Below are 14560 nucleotides of genomic sequence, written 5' to 3'. Positions count from 1 at the left end.
CCTGTCATGACGCATGGTTCCGCCCCAGGGCAGGCGGAACCATGCGTCATACGGTCGTGTGCGGCCGTCAGCGCGAGCGCTTGGCCAGCCGCTCGACGTCCAGCAGGATCACGGCCCGCGCCTCCAGGCGCAGCCAGCCGCGCTGGGCGAAGTCGGCCAGCGCCTTGTTCACGGTCTCGCGGGACGCGCCGACCAGCTGGGCCAGCTCCTCCTGCGTGAGGTCGTGGACGACGTGGATGCCCTCCTCGGACTGCACGCCGAAGCGGCGGGAGAGGTCGAGCAGGGCGCGCGCGACCCGGCCGGGCACATCGGAGAAGACCAGGTCGGACATGGCGTCGTTGGTCTTGCGCAGACGGCGGGCGACCGCGCGCAGCAGGGCGGTGGCCACCTCGGGGCGCGCGTTCAGCCAGGGCTGGAGGTCGCCGTGGCCGAGGCCGAGCAGCTTGACCTCGGTCAGCGCGGTGGCGGTCGCCGTCCGCGGGCCCGGGTCGAACAGCGACAGCTCGCCGATCAGCTCGCCGGGGCCGACGACGGCGAGCATGTTCTCGCGGCCGTCGGGGGAGGTGCGGTGGAGCTTGACCTTGCCCTCCGTGACTACGTAGAGCCGGTCACCCGGGTCGCCCTCGTGGAACAGGGAGTCGCCACGCGCGAGGGTCACCTCACTCATGGAGGCACGCAGCTCCGCGGACTGCTCGTCATCGAGCGCCGCGAAGAGCGGGTTGCGCCGCAGAACGTCGTCCACGAGTTCTCTCCTTGTCGACCTGCTCAGGGGATCTTGCTCCCCCTTGGTACCAGGGGACCGTGTTCCCCATTTTGCCGGACGGTCCAAACAGTGTGATCTGTCACAAGGATGCCGTACAGGTGTCCCGAGGTAAGCGGCAGGGGTCCAATCGGGGGCTGATCTTCCGGGTCCGGGGCGGATGTCGGTGCCGGGCTTTAGGCTGGCCGGGTGTCCAAAACGCCGGTGAGAGCACAGGCCAAGGGGGCTGGGCGGGTGGTTGTACGTCGTGATTCCGCTGTGGGCGAACAAGGGTCCGGTGCTGTCCCGGGTGAATCGAAAGAAACGACAAAAGCAGCAAAAGCTGTGAAGAAGGTTGCGCCGAAGAAGGTTGCGCCGAAGAAGGCCGTGCCAGAGAAGGCCGCCCCGGAGAAGGCCGCGCCGAAGAAGGCCGAGTCGCGCACCGCGCTGGTCCGCCGGGCCCGCCGGATCAACCGCGAGCTCGCCGAGGTGTATCCCTACGCCCACCCCGAGCTGGACTTCGAGAACCCCTTCCAGCTCCTGGTCGCCACCGTGCTCTCCGCCCAGACCACCGACCTCAGGGTCAACCAGACCACCCCGACGCTCTTCGCCAAGTACCCCACCCCCGAGGACCTGGCCGCCGCCAACCCGGAGGAGGTCGAGGAGATCCTGCGGCCGTGCGGGTTCTTCCGGGCCAAGACGAAGTCGGTGATAGGGCTCTCCAGCGCCCTCGTGGAGCAGTTCGGCGGTGAGGTCCCGGGCCGGCTCGAAGACCTGGTCAAGCTGCCGGGCGTCGGCCGCAAGACCGCCTTCGTCGTGCTCGGCAACGCGTTCGGGCGCCCCGGCATCACCGTGGACACCCACTTCCAGCGCCTGGTCCGCCGCTGGCGGTGGACCGCGGAGACCGACCCCGACAAGATCGAGGCGGCCGTCGGCGCGCTCTTCCCGAAGACCGACTGGACCGACCTCTCGCACCACGTCATCTGGCACGGCCGCCGCATCTGCCACGCCCGCAAGCCCGCCTGCGGCGCCTGCCCCATCGCCCCGCTCTGCCCGGCGTACGGCGAGGGGGAGACCGACCCGGAGAAGGCGAAGAAACTGCTCAAGTACGAGAAGGGCGGCTTCCCCGGTCAGCGTCTGAAGCCTCCGCAGGCGTATCTGGACGCGGGCGGCAGGCCGGCCCCGCCGCTGGGCGCCGTACCGGAGGCATGACCGGGCGGATCAGGGACATGACCCAGGGGTCTTCCGCGGGTCGGCGGACGGAACGATCGAGGAGTCTCGGAGCGTTGGAACGGGCAGGCCGGGAGCGGCGGACAGGCCGGGGGAGCAGCGCAGGTCGGAGGAGCAGCGCAGGACGGGGGACGGCATGACGCACAGCAGCAGGGCACACGCCGACGGGTCGCGTGCGGACGCGGCGCTCCGCAAGGAGGGCCTGCCGGACTGGCTGGAGCCGGTGGTGCGCGCCGCCGAGACGGTCCAGCCGTTGCAGCTGAGCCGCTTCCTGCCCCCGGAGAACGGCACCGGACGGCAGTCGGCCGTACTGATCCTGTTCGGACACGGCGCGGCCGGCCCCGAGCTGCTGCTGATGGAGCGGGCCGGTTCGCTGCGCTCGCACGCCGGGCAGCCCTCGTTCCCCGGCGGCGCCCTCGACCCCGAGGACGGCGACCCGAAGGCCGACGGGCCGCTGCGGGCCGCTCTTCGCGAGGCCGAGGAGGAGACCGGGCTGGATCCGGCCGGCGTCCAGCTGTTCGGGGTGCTGCCGCGGCTCTACATCCCGGTGAGCCACTTCGTGGTCACGCCGGTGCTGGGCTGGTGGCGCGAGCCGAGCCCGGTGGGCGTGGTCGATCCGAACGAGACGGCGCGGGTCTTCACGGTCCCCGTGGCGGATCTCACGAATCCGGCCAACCGGGCCACCGCCGTACATCCCAGCGGACACCGAGGTCCGGCATTTCTGGTCGAATCCACCCTCGTGTGGGGGTTCACGGCCGGAGTGATCGACCGCTTGCTGCACTACGCCGGATGGGAGCGCTCCTGGGACCGCGAGAAGCTGGTCCCGCTCGACTGGCGGTCATGACAGGGTGATCCCCGTGAATGTGCTGGACATCCTGTTGCTGGTCGCCGCCGTGTGGTTCGCGATCGTCGGCTACCGCCAGGGGTTCGTCGTCGGCATCCTGTCGGTGATCGGCTTCCTGGGCGGCGGACTCGTCGCCGTCTACACCCTGCCGGTCATCTGGGACGCGGTGACCGACAACGCCGAGGTGAGCACCACCGCCGCGGTGGTCGCCGTGGTCGTCGTCATCGTCTGCGCCTCGGTCGGCCAGGCCCTGACCACCCACCTGGGCAACAAGCTGCGCCGGTACATCACCTGGTCCCCGGCCCGCGCCCTGGACGCCACCGGTGGCGCGCTCGTCAACGTGGTGGCGATGCTGCTGGTCGCCTGGTTGATCGGTTCCGCCCTCGCGGGCACCACCCTGCCGACGCTCGGCAAGGAGGTCCGCAGCTCCAAGGTGCTCCTCGGAGTGTCCAGGGCGCTGCCCAACCAGGCCGACACCTGGTTCGCGGACTTCTCCAAGGTCCTCGCGCAGAACGGCTTCCCGCAGGTCTTCAGCCCCTTCGCCAACGAGCCGATCACCGACGTCCCGCCGCCCGACCCCGCCCTCGCGAACAGCGCGGTGGCCGTCAGCGCCCAGCGGTCCATCGTCAAGGTGACGGGCACCGCGCAGAGCTGCGGCAAGATCCTGGAGGGCACCGGTTTCGTCTTCGCCGACCGCCGCGTGATGACCAACGCGCACGTGGTCGGCGGCGTCGACGAGCCCACCGTCCAGATCGGCGGCGAGGGCCGCAGGTACGACGCCAGGGTCGTCCTGTACGACTGGCAGCGCGACATCGCGGTGCTGGACGTGCCGAACCTGCCCGCGAAGGCGCTGAAGTTCTCCGCGAAGGACGCGCGGACCAGTGACAGCGCGATCGTCGCCGGATTCCCGGAGAACGGGTCGTACGACGTGCGTGCCGCCCGGGTACGCGGCCGCATCGCCGCCAACGGCCCGGACATCTATCACCGCGGCACCGTACGCCGCGACGTCTACTCGCTGTACGCGACCGTCCGTCAGGGCAACTCCGGCGGCCCGCTGCTCACGCCCGAGGGACGGGTGTACGGGGTCGTCTTCGCGAAGTCCCTGGACGACGCCGAGACCGGGTACGCGCTGACGGCCGACGAGATCCAGCCGGACATCGCCCGGGGCCGTACCGCGAACCAGCAGGTGGACACCGACAGCTGCGCCCTCTAGAGCCGATGGCTGCGCCCTCTGGACCCCCTCGGGGCCCGCGGAGGGATCAGCCGCGGGTGTGGCGCAGACGTACCGAGACCCAGCGCGCCCGGCGGCGCAGAATATGCGGAATCCCTACCCTCAGGTCCGTCCCCGGCAGCTGCGGGACAGCTCCTCGGTAGGGGTTCGGACCGCCTGCCGTACGGCGGTTTCGGGGTGCGTCACTGTAGTCGTGCGTCCAGCCCATACCCCGACGTCTGCCCCCGCCCCAAGGTCGATAACCTCCCGGGCGCGCCCCAATCGGCCTATGCGCGAGGCATGTGGCCGTTCGTAGAACAGGTGTGCAGGTCCGGATACCGGGCGCATCGGCGCGGTCACCGATCGGGTTCGGGGTCTTTGAGCCAGTTGATCAGCTCGGTCGAGAAGGCCGCCGGGTCCTCCTCGTGCGGGAAGTGCCCCAGACCGTCGAACAGCCGCCAGCGGTACGGCGCTTCGACGTACTCGCCGGAGCCGGCCGCGCTGCGGGTGCGGGCCACCGGGTCCAGGGAACCGTGCAGATGCAGCGTCGGCACCCGCACCGGACGCTTCATCCGGCGGTTGAACTGGACGCCGTCGGGGCGGGCCAGCGACCGCACCAGCCAGCGGTAGGGCTCGATCGAGCAGTGCGCGGTGGACGGGATGCACATCGCCCGCTGATACGTCTCCACCGCCTCGTCCTCGGGCAGCCGCGGCCCGGACCAGTCCCGGATCAGCCGGCCGACCAGCGCGCCGTCGTCGGCGGTGAGCTGCCGCTCGGGGATCCAGGGGCGCTGGAAACCCCAGATGTAGGAGGCGGCGGCGGACTGCCGGCGGTCCCGCAGCATCGCCGAGCGCCAGCGCCGCGGGTGGGGCATGGACACGACCGCGAGCCGTCGTACCAGCTTGGGGCGCATCGCCGCCGCCGTCCACGCCAGGTAGCCGCCCAGGTCGTGACCGACCAGCGCGGCGTCGGGTTCGCCCAGGGAGCGGATCACGCCGGTGATGTCGAGGGCGAGGTTGGCCGGGTCGTAGCCGCGGGGGGTGCGGTCGCTGCCGCCGACGCCCCTGAGGTCCATGGCGACGGCCCGGAAACCCGCGTCGGCGAGTGCGGCCATCTGGTGCCGCCAGGTCCACCAGAACTGGGGGAAGCCGTGCACCAGCATGACCAGCGGGCCGTCGCCGAGTTCGGCGATGTGGAAGCGGGCGCCGTTGGCAGCGACGTCCCGGTGTGTCCAGGGGCCCTCCGGCCGTACGGCCGAGGGTGCGGGATCCGTCATGAGGTCGAGCGTCCCACAGCCTCGATGGCCGGCACGTCGTCCCGGGGGAGTTCCGGGCGGGGGTGCGGCTTGGCGTTCTGCAGCACGCCCGCCGTCTCCTTCATCGAGGCGGCCACCTTCTGCGGGCCCTGGCTCTTCTTCGCCTTCTTCGCGAAGACCACGCCGATCAGCGCGAGGACGGCGGCCACCAGGACGTTCGCCGCGAAGGAGAGCAGGAAGCAGATCGCGAGGTTCCAGTGGCTCCAGGTCCGGATGCCGTACGCCAGCGCGAAGTTGAGCATCGGCAGGGAGAACAGCAGCAGCACACCGGCCGCGGAGAACGCACCGCCGCTCGTCGCGCCCTTCTTCACGTCCTGCTTCAGCTGGGCCTTGGCCAGCGCGATCTCGTCGTGCACCAGCGCCGACATCTCGGCCGTGGCCGAGGCGAACAACTGGCCGATGCTGCGTTCGGCACCGACCGGGCTGCCGTCGGGTGCGCTCATCGCGGTCTCCCTCTGCGTACGTGTCATCGTCTTTTGTACCGTCTCGTCAGATCATGCCGGACGGCCGCCCTGCTCGCCTGCCCCGCCCGGTACTTCGGCAAGCGCGTCGTGCCTCCGGGGCGGCCGACGGGGCCTGCCGCGGTGGCTAGCGGGAGGCTTCCTCGGCCGCCTTCTCGGCGGCGATCCTGCGGTGTTCGGCCGCCTTGCGGTCGTAGATCTCCGCCATCCGCAGGTGGTACGCCGGGTCGTCCTCCTCGTAGACGTCCGGGATGCCGTCGTGGTCCTCGTCCCGCTCCTCGGCCTCGACCAGGCTGCGGTAGCGGGCGTTGCGTATCTTCAGCAGCACGGTGGCGCACAGGGCCGCGATCAGCGATCCGGTGAGTACGGCGGCCTTGACCTCGTCCGTCAGCACGGCGTCGCCCTCGAAGGCGAGTCCGCCGATGAGCAGCGACACCGTGAAGCCGATCCCGGCGAGCGAGGCGACCGCGAAGACATCCCCCCACGCGAGGTCGCCGCCGAGCGAGGCCCGGGTGAAGCGGGCCGTCAGCCACGTTCCGCCGAAGATCCCGACCGTCTTGCCGACGACAAGACCGAGGACGACCCCGAGCGTCTCGGGCCTGCCGAACACGTCCGCGAGCTCCCCCTTGGACACCGTCACGCCGGCGCTGAAGAGCGCGAAGAGCGGCACCGCGAGCCCCGCCGACCACGGCCGCACCAGGTGCTCGACGCGCTCGCCGGGGGAGCACTCCTCACCCTCGCGGGTGGTGCAGCGCTGCATCAGGCCCATGGCGACACCGGCGATGGTCGCGTGCACACCGCTGTGGTACATCAGCGTCCAGATCACCACCGCGAGCGGGACGTACACGTACCAGCCGCGCACGCCCTTGCGCAGCAGCAGCCAGAAGACGGCGAGGCCGAGCACCGCGCCGCCGAGCGCGGCGAAGTCGATCCGCCCGGTGAAGAAGACCGCGATGATCAGGATGGCGAACAGGTCGTCGACGACGGCGAGGGTGAGCAGGAAGGCGCGCAGCGCGCTCGGCAGGGAGGTCCCGATGACCGCGAGGACGGCCAGCGCGAAGGCGATGTCGGTGGCCGTCGGCACCGCCCAGCCGTGCGTGGAGCCGCCGCCGACCAGGTTGGTGACGGTGTAGACGAGCGCCGGTACGGCCATTCCGCACAGGGCGGCGATCACCGGCAGTGCGGCCGCCCTGGGGTCCCGCAGGTCACCGGCGACCAGCTCCCGCTTGAGTTCGATGCCGGCGACGAAGAAGAACACCGCGAGCAGGCCGTCGGCGGCCCAGTGGGCGACGGACAGGTGCAGGCCGAGGGCGGTGGGACCGAGGTGGAAGTGGCTGACGGTCTCGTAGCTGTGGTGCAGGCCGGGGATGTTCGACCAGAGCAGCGCGGCCGTGGCGGCGAGCAGGAGCAACACCCCGCCGACGGTCTCGGTCCGCAGCGCGTCCGTCACGAAGGTCCGCTCGGGCAGGGAGAGCCGGTCGAGGAACCTGCGGACGGGGGTGGTGCGGGGCGCGGACACGGGGACCTCCGGTCGGTGGGCAGAGTGGGGCAGCTTGCCGACCAGACTTCCCGGCACACCTGAGGTCACGCTCTTTGCTTAGTTTACCTAAGGTGCGGCGGTGATTGCCAGGTGAGATCCACGGTAGGCGCACATGAGGCGCCCGGCGCGTCGCGCTCCGGGCGCCCCTGTGGGCCCGGTCCGGGTCAGTCCTCGCTGGGTGCGGCGGGGAGCTTGGCCTGGATGAGGTCCATGACCGTGGAGTCCGTCAGGGTGGTGACGTCGCCGAGCTGGCGGTTCTCCGCGACGTCGCGCAGGAGCCTGCGCATGATCTTGCCGGAGCGGGTCTTGGGCAGCTCGGCGACCGGCAGGACCCGCTTGGGCTTGGCGATCGGGCCGAGGGTGGCGCCGACGTGGTTGCGCAGGTCGGCGATGAGGTTCTCGTCCTCGGCGTCGGCGGTGCCGCGCAGGATCACGAAGGCGACGATGGCCTGACCGGTGGTCTCGTCGGCCGCGCCGACCACGGCCGCCTCGGCCACCGACGGGTGGGAGACGAGGGCCGACTCGACCTCGGTGGTGGAGATGTTGTGACCGGAGACGAGCATGACGTCGTCGACGCGGCCGAGCAGCCAGATGTCGCCGTCGTCGTCCTTCTTCGCGCCGTCGCCCGCGAAGTACCTGCCCTCGAACCGGGACCAGTAGGTGTCCAGGAAGCGCTGGTCGTCGCCCCAGATGGTGCGGAGCATCGAGGGCCACGGCTCGGTCAGGACCAGGTAGCCGCCACCGCCGTCCGGGACCTCGTTCGCCTCGTCGTCGACGACGGTGGCCGAGATGCCGGGCAGCGGGGTCTGCGCGGATCCGGGCTTGGTCGCGGTGACACCCGGCAGCGGCGTGATCATCATGGCGCCGGTCTCGGTCTGCCACCAGGTGTCCACGACGGGGGTGCGGTCGGCGCCGATGTGCTTGCGGTACCAGATCCAGGCCTCGGGGTTGATCGGCTCACCGACCGAGCCGAGCACCCGCAGGCTGCTCAGGTCGAACTTCGCGGGGATGTCGTCGCCCCACTTCATGAACGTGCGGATCGCGGTGGGCGCCGTGTACAGGATCGTCACCCCGTACTTCTGCACGATCTCCCAGAACCGGCCCTGGTGCGGGGTGTCCGGGGTGCCCTCGTACATCACCTGGGTCGCGCCGTTGGCCAGCGGGCCGTAGACGATGTAGGAGTGGCCGGTGACCCAGCCGACGTCGGCCGTGCACCAGTAGACGTCGGTCTCCGGCTTGAGGTCGAAGACCGCCCAGTGCGTGTACGACGTCTGGGTGAGGTAACCGCCCGAGGTGTGCAGGATGCCCTTCGGCTTCCCCGTGGTGCCGGACGTGTAGAGGATGAACAGCGGGTGCTCGGCGTGGAAGGCCTGCGGGGTGTGCTCGGCCGGCTGCCGGTCGACGAGCTCGTGCCACCACACGTCCCGGCTGTCGTCCCAGGCCACTTCCTGCCCGGTACGGCGGACGACCAGGACGTGCTCGACGTTGCCCGCCTTGCCGACCGCCTCGTCCACGGCGGGCTTGAGCGCGGACGGCTTGCCGCGCCGGTAACCGCCGTCGGACGTGATGACGACCCGGGCGTCCGCGTCCTGGATGCGGGTGGCGAGCGCGTCGGCGGAGAAGCCGCCGAAGACGACGGAGTGCGCGGCGCCGATCCGGGCGCAGGCGAGCATCGCGACGGCCGTCTCGGGGATCATCGGCATGTAGATCGCGACCCGGTCGCCGGCCTGGACTCCCAGCTCCAGCAGGGCGTTCGCGGCCCTGGAGACCTCGTCCTTGAGCTCGGCGTAGGTGATCGCGCGGCTGTCGCCGGGCTCGCCCTCGAAGTGGATGGCGACCCGGTCGCCGTGGCCGGCCTCCACGTGCCGGTCCACGCAGTTGTACGCGACGTTGAGCTCGCCGTCCTTGAACCACTTCGCGAACGGCGGGTTCGACCAGTCCAGCGTCTCGGTCGGCTCCTTGGCCCAGGTCAGCCTGCGGGCCTGGGCGGCCCAGAAGCCGAGCCTGTCAGCCTTGGCCTCTTCGTACGCCTCGGCCCCGACATTGGCGTTCTCGGCCAGGTCGGCGGGCGGCGCGAAGCGTCGCTCCTCCCTCAAGAGGTTGGCCAGGCTCTCGTTGCTCACGACATCTCCCTTTCGAAGGGTGTCCCGGTGTCCGTTGTGTCCCAAGCCACACAGCTCATCAGACCCGGGGGTCCGGTGACAAGAGCCGTCCGACAATTGGTTTAGACCTATCGGGTGGGGCGCCCTCGGGGCGCGGCTGCCGCCGGCCGGCCCTGCCGGGCTCGGCGGCCGATGCAACAGCCACCGCCCGAGCGGGGTCGCGCCCTCCTGGGAGCCGGAGCCGGAGCCGGAGCCGGAGTCGGAGTCGGAGCCGGAGCACGGTGACCAGGCCGCCGACGGCCGCCGCGACCAGTCCCGCCTGGAGCGGGTCGGCCGCCGCCACGGGCGGGCGGCGGCGCGGGTGTTCCGTCGCGGCCGTGGGGCACGGCGTTCGGCGGCGGGATGGATCAGCGATCAGCAGATGAATCGCAATGCGGAGTAAAAACCGGGTGCGGATTTCCTGGGCAAATGGGTCATCGATTCGCCCCCTTGGGTGAAGTGGGCAGTTCATCGGCTTGTCGTATTAATCCCTCTCTCGGTCCTATGCGACCTTGGCCGCGCTGTCGGCACATACCCGGCACACCGCCATAAAACGCCGTCATGGGCGTCCGCCGAGAGAAGGAAGAAGGTGGGCGGAATTGGCCGCCACCCAGAGGATCGCCGTCGGCGCCGTCGGCGCCGTGGCCGCCGCGGCCTGTGCCGCGTCGCTGGCCGGTTGCGCGACCGGCACCAACTCCGAGAAAGGGGCGTCCGGGCCGCGGAAGGGAGCGCCGGCGCCCGAGAGCGTGGTCCGTCTGATCGGCGACGGCTCCACCGCGTACACCGGGGCGCAGCCGCATCTGCCCCGGCCGGAGAAGCTCAAGCCCGGTGAGAAGCCCCCGCAGTTCGTGGTGTTCTCCTGGGACGGCGCCGGCGAGGACAGCCAGAAGCTGTTCTCGCACTTCCGCAAGGTCGCCAAGGAGAACCACGCGAACATGACGTTCTTCCTCAGCGGCGTCTACATGCTGCCGGAGGACAAGAAGGACCTCTATCACCCCCCGCAGCACTCACCCGGCCGTTCCGAGATCGGCTTCAACGACGAACAGGGCATCGCCGACACCGTCAAGCAACTACGGCTGGCCTGGCTGGAGGGCAACGAGATCGGCACCCACTTCAACGGGCACTTCTGCGGCCCGGACGGTGGGGTCGGCCAGTGGTCGGTGGCCGAGTGGAAGAGCGAGATCGCCCAGGCCAAGCAGTTCGTGAAGACCTGGAAGACCAACACCGGCATGAAGGACGCCGCGCCACTGCCCTTCGACTACGACAAGGAACTCATCGGCGCCCGCACCCCCTGCCTGGAGGGCCAGAAGAACTTCGTGAAGGCGGCGAGCCAGCTGGGCTTCCGCTACGACACCAGCGGCGTCAACGACCAGGTCTGGCCGAAGAAGAGGGAAGGGCTGTGGGACCTGTCCATGCAGCTCGTGCCCTTCCCCGGCCACTCCTACGAGCAGTTGACCATGGACTACAACTTCATGGTCAACCAGTCCGGCACCCAGACCCAGGGGGACCCCGACAAGTTCGACTACTGGGGCGACCAGATGCGTGACGGGCTGATCCAGGGCTTCAACCGGGCCTACAACGGCAACCGAGCACCGCTCGTGATCGGCAACCACTTCGAGTCCTGGAACGGCGGCACGTACATGCGTGCCCTCGACGACGTCGTCCAGAACGTCTGCAACAAGCCCGACGTGCGCTGTGTCTCCTTCCGTCAGCTGGCCGACTGGCTGGACGCCCAGGACCCGCAGGTCCTGGCACGGCTGCGGAGCCTGAGCGTGGGTGAGGCCCCGCGGCAGGGCTGGGCGTCCTTCCTGTCCGGTCACCCGGCCCCGGCACCGAAGGGGGTGCCCGGGGCGCCGGCGGTCAGGCAGTAGCCGCCACTTGCTCACCGAGCACGAAGCCGGGGTCGATCTGCGCGGCCAGGTCGGCCCCGGTGCGTTCGTTGCCCCACGACAGGGCGTTCTTCAGGTGGAAGTGGACCATCTGCCGGGTGTAACGCTCCCAGTCCCGCAGCTCGTGCGTCGCGTCGGCGGCGGCCTTGAGACTGCGCAGGGCGTCGCGGTTGGCGTCCTCAAGGAGCTCGAACCGGGGTGGACGGCCCTTCTCCATGGCGCGTACCCAGTCCGAGTGCCCGACGGTGACCAGCAGGTCGTCCCCGACCTCCGAGCGGAGGAAGTCGATGTCGTCCTGCCCCTGCACCTTGTTGCCGACGACCTTGAGCGCGACGCCGAAGTCCCGGGCGTACTCCTTGTACTGGCGGTAGACGGAGACCCCCTTCCGGGTCGGCTCGGCGACGAGGAACGTGATGTCGAAGCGGGTGAACATGCCGGAGGCGAAGGAGTCCGAACCCGCCGTCATGTCGACCACGACGTATTCGTCGGGGCCGTCGACGAGGTGGTTCAGGAACAGCTCCACCGCACCGGTCTTGGAGTGGTAGCAGGAGACGCCCAGGTCGGCGTCCGTGAAGGGCCCGGTGACCATCAAACGGATGGCGCCGCCGTCGAGTTCCACCGGCCGTGCGCACGCGTCGTACACCGGGTTGGGCTCCCGCACCCGGACCAGCCGCGAGCCCTCGCCGGGCGGGGTGGTCTTGATCATCGTCGCGGCGGAGGCGATGCGCGGGTTGTTGCCGCGCAGGTAGTCCTTGATCAGGGACAGCCGCTCGCCCATCGCGGGCAGTGCCGCCGCCTCCGACTCGTCGAGGCCGAGCGCGGGGCCGAGGTGCTGGTTGATGTCGGCGTCGACGGCGACCACCGGCGCGCCGCCCGCCGCGAGGTGGCGGATGAACAGGGAGGAGAGCGTGGTCTTGCCGCTGCCGCCCTTCCCGACGAAAGCAATTTTCATGTTCACGAAGAGTAGTCGAACGGTAGCTGACGGTGTCAGGTGGAGTGAAGAAGACCACTCCTTCGTGGAGTACGCGGCCGGGGTGCGTAGGGTCGTACTCATGAGTACGACAGGTGCGACCGCCGACCCGCTCGCGGCCCTGGGCGCGCTGCCCGGGGTGGCCGAGTCCGTGGAGTCGGTGCGCAAGGCCGTGGACCGGGTCTACGGCCACCGGGTCATGCGGCGCCGCAGCAACGCCGTCACCTCCGAGGCCGCGCTGCGCGGCGCCCGGGGAAGTGCCGCGCTCTCCGGTGCCGACTGGGCGCTTGAGGAGGTGCGCCGGCGCTCCGACTTCGGGGCGGACGACGAGGCGCGCGTGGTCGGAGCGGCGCTGCGGCTGACCGCGGAGGCGGGGCAGCTGCTGTCCATCTGGCGGCAGTCGCCGCTGCGGGTGCTGGCCCGGCTGCACCTGGTGGCGGCGGCCGCCGGTGGCGACGAGGTCGGCAGGCCGCGGCAGGCCGGCGAGCGTGCCGACGAGCCGCTGATCGAGCTGCCGCAGCCGGACGCGGACGAGGTGGCGGGACGCCTGGACGGCCTCGCCCAGCTGGTCCTCGCGGGGAGCCAGGCGCCCGCACTGGTGACGGCCGCCGTGGTGCACGGCGAACTGCTCGCCCTGCGGCCCTTCACCACGTGCAACGGACTGGTCGCGCGGGCGGCCGAGCGGATCGTGCTGATCGGCAGCGGTCTCGACCCCAAGGCGATCTGCCCCGCCGAGGTCGGCCATGCGGAGCTGGGCCGCGCCTCCTATCTGGCGGCCCTGGACGGCTACGTCTCGGGAACCCCGGAGGGGATGGCGGCCTGGATCGCGCACTGCGGACGCGCGGTCGAACTGGGCGTGCGCGAGTCGACGGCGGTCTGTGAGGCGCTGCAGCGCGGTGCAGCATAGGGCCGAGGGGGCCGGGAAAGGGTTGCGGCGGTACGAGGACTCGTACCGCCGCTGGCATGTTCACCGGGTTACCAAGCGTCCTCGATGTGTCGCCCATCAGGTCGGGTGCTTTGCCCGTCACCTGGTGCGGCTGGCCCGTAATCGACGGGTCGACGTCGCGTGGGTGCTCGGTGGCCATGCTCGGTCCGTGGGGCCAAATGCGTATTAAAGGTGATCCTCTCGGATGTCCTTTGGTCTCGCGGGCCGCTAACCCCTTTGTACTGCAAGCCCGGAGCAAGCGGAAGCCCTGCCTGCAGTTCTTTACTTTTAGGTTCAAAGACGTACTAATAGGTCACCCGATGGGCCGAACGGGTGAATGAGGGCCGGGGTCGCCCACTTCAGGCGACGGTGCTCCGGCGCCGGCTCGCGTACCAGACCAGACCGGCGGTGGCGGCTGCCGCGCCTATGGCGGCCGCGGCGACCAGGGCCGGCCGCGGGGGCGCGGAGAGCCGCTGCTTGAGCCGCACCGGGCGGTGGAAGTCGAGGATCGGCCAGCCGTGCGCGAGAGCCTCGCGGCGCAGCGCGCGGTCCGGGTTCACGGCGTGCGGGTGCCCGACCGCACGGAGCATCGGCACATCGGTCGCCGAGTCGCTGTACGCGTAGCAGCGCTCCAGGTCGTACCCCTCGGAGGCGGCCAGTTCGCGGACGGCCTCCGCCTTCGTCGGACCGTACGCGTAGTACTCCACCTCGCCCGTGTAGCAGCCGTCCTCGCCGACGACCATCCGGGTGGCGACCACCCGGTCCGCCCCGAGGAGTTCGCCGATGGGCTCGACCACCTCCGCGCCCGACGTGGACACGATGACGACGTCCCGGCCGGCCCGGTGGTGCTCCTCGATGAGGGAGGCGGCCTCGTCGTAGATGATCGGGTCGATCAGGTCGTGCAGGGTCTCGGCGACGATCTCCTTGACCTGCTGGACGTTCCAGCCGCGGACGAGGCCGGACAGGTACGCGCGGGTGCGCTCCATCTGGTCGTGGTCCATACCGCCGACCAGGAACACGAACTGGGAGTAAGCGGTGCGCAGTGCCGCCCTGCGGTTGATCAGACCGCCTTGGTAGAACGACTTGCTGAAGGTGAGCGTGCTCGACTTCGCAATGACCGTCTTGTCCAGGTCGAAGAACGCCGCTGTGCGGGGCGAGGAGTGGTTTTCCACGACCCTGAGCATAGGCGCCCACCATTCGGCGTAAGGTGGGGCGCGTGGGTTTGCCTGAGAGGGCTCTCGGGTACACCATGGAAGTCACGGATCGTTCGCGACCGTGCTAACCCGGTCCGACTC

The 14560-nt window shown here is 70.4% G+C and carries 13 protein-coding genes; 5 read left to right on the top strand and 8 right to left on the bottom strand.

Annotation, left to right across the window (positions count from 1 at the left end; genetic code table 11):
- Positions 1 to 67: 67 nt before the first annotated feature.
- A complete protein-coding gene (locus tag AB0958_RS04220; RefSeq protein WP_018547939.1) occupies positions 68 to 742 on the bottom strand; it encodes a Crp/Fnr family transcriptional regulator in 675 nt (224 codons plus the stop codon).
- Positions 743 to 994: 252 nt separating this feature from the next.
- Between AB0958_RS04220 and nth the strand changes: the two genes are divergently transcribed.
- The 3 genes from nth (at position 995) to AB0958_RS04205 (ending at position 4026) form a co-directional block, all read left to right on the top strand.
- Entirely contained in the window at positions 995 to 1951 is a 957-nt protein-coding gene (gene nth, locus AB0958_RS04215) for an endonuclease III (RefSeq protein ID WP_366888754.1), read from the top strand.
- A 154-nt stretch (positions 1952 to 2105) separates the two neighbouring features.
- Positions 2106 to 2813: a CoA pyrophosphatase gene (locus AB0958_RS04210; RefSeq protein WP_366888753.1), complete on the top strand. Its 708-nt coding sequence runs from the start codon at positions 2106 to 2108 to the stop codon at positions 2811 to 2813.
- 13 nt (positions 2814 to 2826) lie between these two features.
- Entirely contained in the window at positions 2827 to 4026 is a 1200-nt protein-coding gene (locus AB0958_RS04205; RefSeq protein WP_366888752.1) for a MarP family serine protease, read from the top strand.
- Positions 4027 to 4072: 46 nt separating this feature from the next.
- Here AB0958_RS04205 and AB0958_RS04200 read toward each other — a convergent pair whose 3' ends face one another.
- From AB0958_RS04200 to acs, 5 genes are all read right to left on the bottom strand, one after another.
- Positions 4073 to 4252: a hypothetical protein gene (locus AB0958_RS04200; RefSeq protein WP_132889485.1), complete on the bottom strand. Its 180-nt coding sequence runs from the start codon at positions 4250 to 4252 to the stop codon at positions 4073 to 4075.
- Positions 4253 to 4379: 127 nt separating this feature from the next.
- Entirely contained in the window at positions 4380 to 5300 is a 921-nt protein-coding gene (locus AB0958_RS04195; RefSeq protein ID WP_366888751.1) for an alpha/beta hydrolase, read from the bottom strand.
- Complete coding sequence (locus AB0958_RS04190) at positions 5297 to 5782, bottom strand: phage holin family protein (protein ID WP_133023386.1); 486 nt, start codon at positions 5780 to 5782, stop codon at positions 5297 to 5299. Before AB0958_RS04190 ends, AB0958_RS04195 begins: the two co-directional genes overlap by 4 nt.
- Before the next feature lie 145 nt (positions 5783 to 5927).
- Positions 5928 to 7319, bottom strand: coding sequence for a Na+/H+ antiporter NhaA (gene nhaA, locus AB0958_RS04185; RefSeq protein ID WP_366888750.1), 1392 nt, complete (start codon positions 7317 to 7319; stop codon positions 5928 to 5930).
- 185 nt (positions 7320 to 7504) lie between these two features.
- Positions 7505 to 9463, bottom strand: coding sequence for an acetate--CoA ligase (gene acs / locus AB0958_RS04180; RefSeq protein ID WP_366888749.1), 1959 nt, complete (start codon positions 9461 to 9463; stop codon positions 7505 to 7507).
- A gap of 617 nt (positions 9464 to 10080) precedes the next feature.
- Here acs and AB0958_RS04175 point away from each other — a divergent pair.
- Positions 10081 to 11352, top strand: coding sequence for a hypothetical protein (locus tag AB0958_RS04175; RefSeq protein ID WP_366888748.1), 1272 nt, complete (start codon positions 10081 to 10083; stop codon positions 11350 to 11352).
- On the opposite strand, the gene AB0958_RS04170 is transcribed toward AB0958_RS04175, so the two are convergent.
- A complete protein-coding gene (locus AB0958_RS04170; protein ID WP_366888747.1) occupies positions 11342 to 12322 on the bottom strand; it encodes an ATP-binding protein in 981 nt (326 codons plus the stop codon). The genes AB0958_RS04175 and AB0958_RS04170 overlap by 11 nt on opposite strands.
- A 100-nt stretch (positions 12323 to 12422) precedes the next feature.
- Between AB0958_RS04170 and AB0958_RS04165 the strand changes: the two genes are divergently transcribed.
- Positions 12423 to 13247 carry an oxidoreductase gene (locus AB0958_RS04165; protein ID WP_366888746.1) on the top strand — a complete coding sequence of 275 codons (825 nt, stop codon included), beginning with the start codon at positions 12423 to 12425 and terminating at the stop codon, positions 13245 to 13247.
- Between the two features lie 377 nt (positions 13248 to 13624).
- On the opposite strand, the gene AB0958_RS04160 is transcribed toward AB0958_RS04165, so the two are convergent.
- Complete coding sequence (locus AB0958_RS04160; protein WP_366888745.1) at positions 13625 to 14449, bottom strand: HAD family hydrolase; 825 nt, start codon at positions 14447 to 14449, stop codon at positions 13625 to 13627.
- Positions 14450 to 14560 lie beyond the last annotated feature (111 nt).

Origin of the sequence: Streptomyces sp. NPDC006655 (assembly GCF_040703965.1) — a bacterium.
Classification (GTDB): Bacteria; Actinomycetota; Actinomycetes; order Streptomycetales; family Streptomycetaceae; genus Streptomyces.
Note: the sequence above shows the minus strand (reverse complement) of the source record. Positions and strands in the feature narration are given on the sequence as shown.

Bases quoted from the DNA above. Each gene is read 5' to 3' on its own strand.
- AB0958_RS04210 (WP_366888753.1), top strand. From the start codon at position 2,106: ATGACGCACAGCAGCAGGGCACACGCCGACGGGTCGCGTGCGGACGCG.
- AB0958_RS04200 (WP_132889485.1), bottom strand. From the start codon at position 4,252: ATGGGCTGGACGCACGACTACAGTGACGCACCCCGAAACCGCCGTACG.
- AB0958_RS04195 (WP_366888751.1), bottom strand. From the start codon at position 5,300: ATGACGGATCCCGCACCCTCGGCCGTACGGCCGGAGGGCCCCTGGACA.
- AB0958_RS04190 (WP_133023386.1), bottom strand. From the start codon at position 5,782: ATGAGCGCACCCGACGGCAGCCCGGTCGGTGCCGAACGCAGCATCGGC.
- AB0958_RS04170 (WP_366888747.1), bottom strand. From the start codon at position 12,322: ATGAAAATTGCTTTCGTCGGGAAGGGCGGCAGCGGCAAGACCACGCTC.
- AB0958_RS04165 (WP_366888746.1), top strand. From the start codon at position 12,423: ATGAGTACGACAGGTGCGACCGCCGACCCGCTCGCGGCCCTGGGCGCG.
- AB0958_RS04160 (WP_366888745.1), bottom strand. From the start codon at position 14,449: ATGCTCAGGGTCGTGGAAAACCACTCCTCGCCCCGCACAGCGGCGTTC.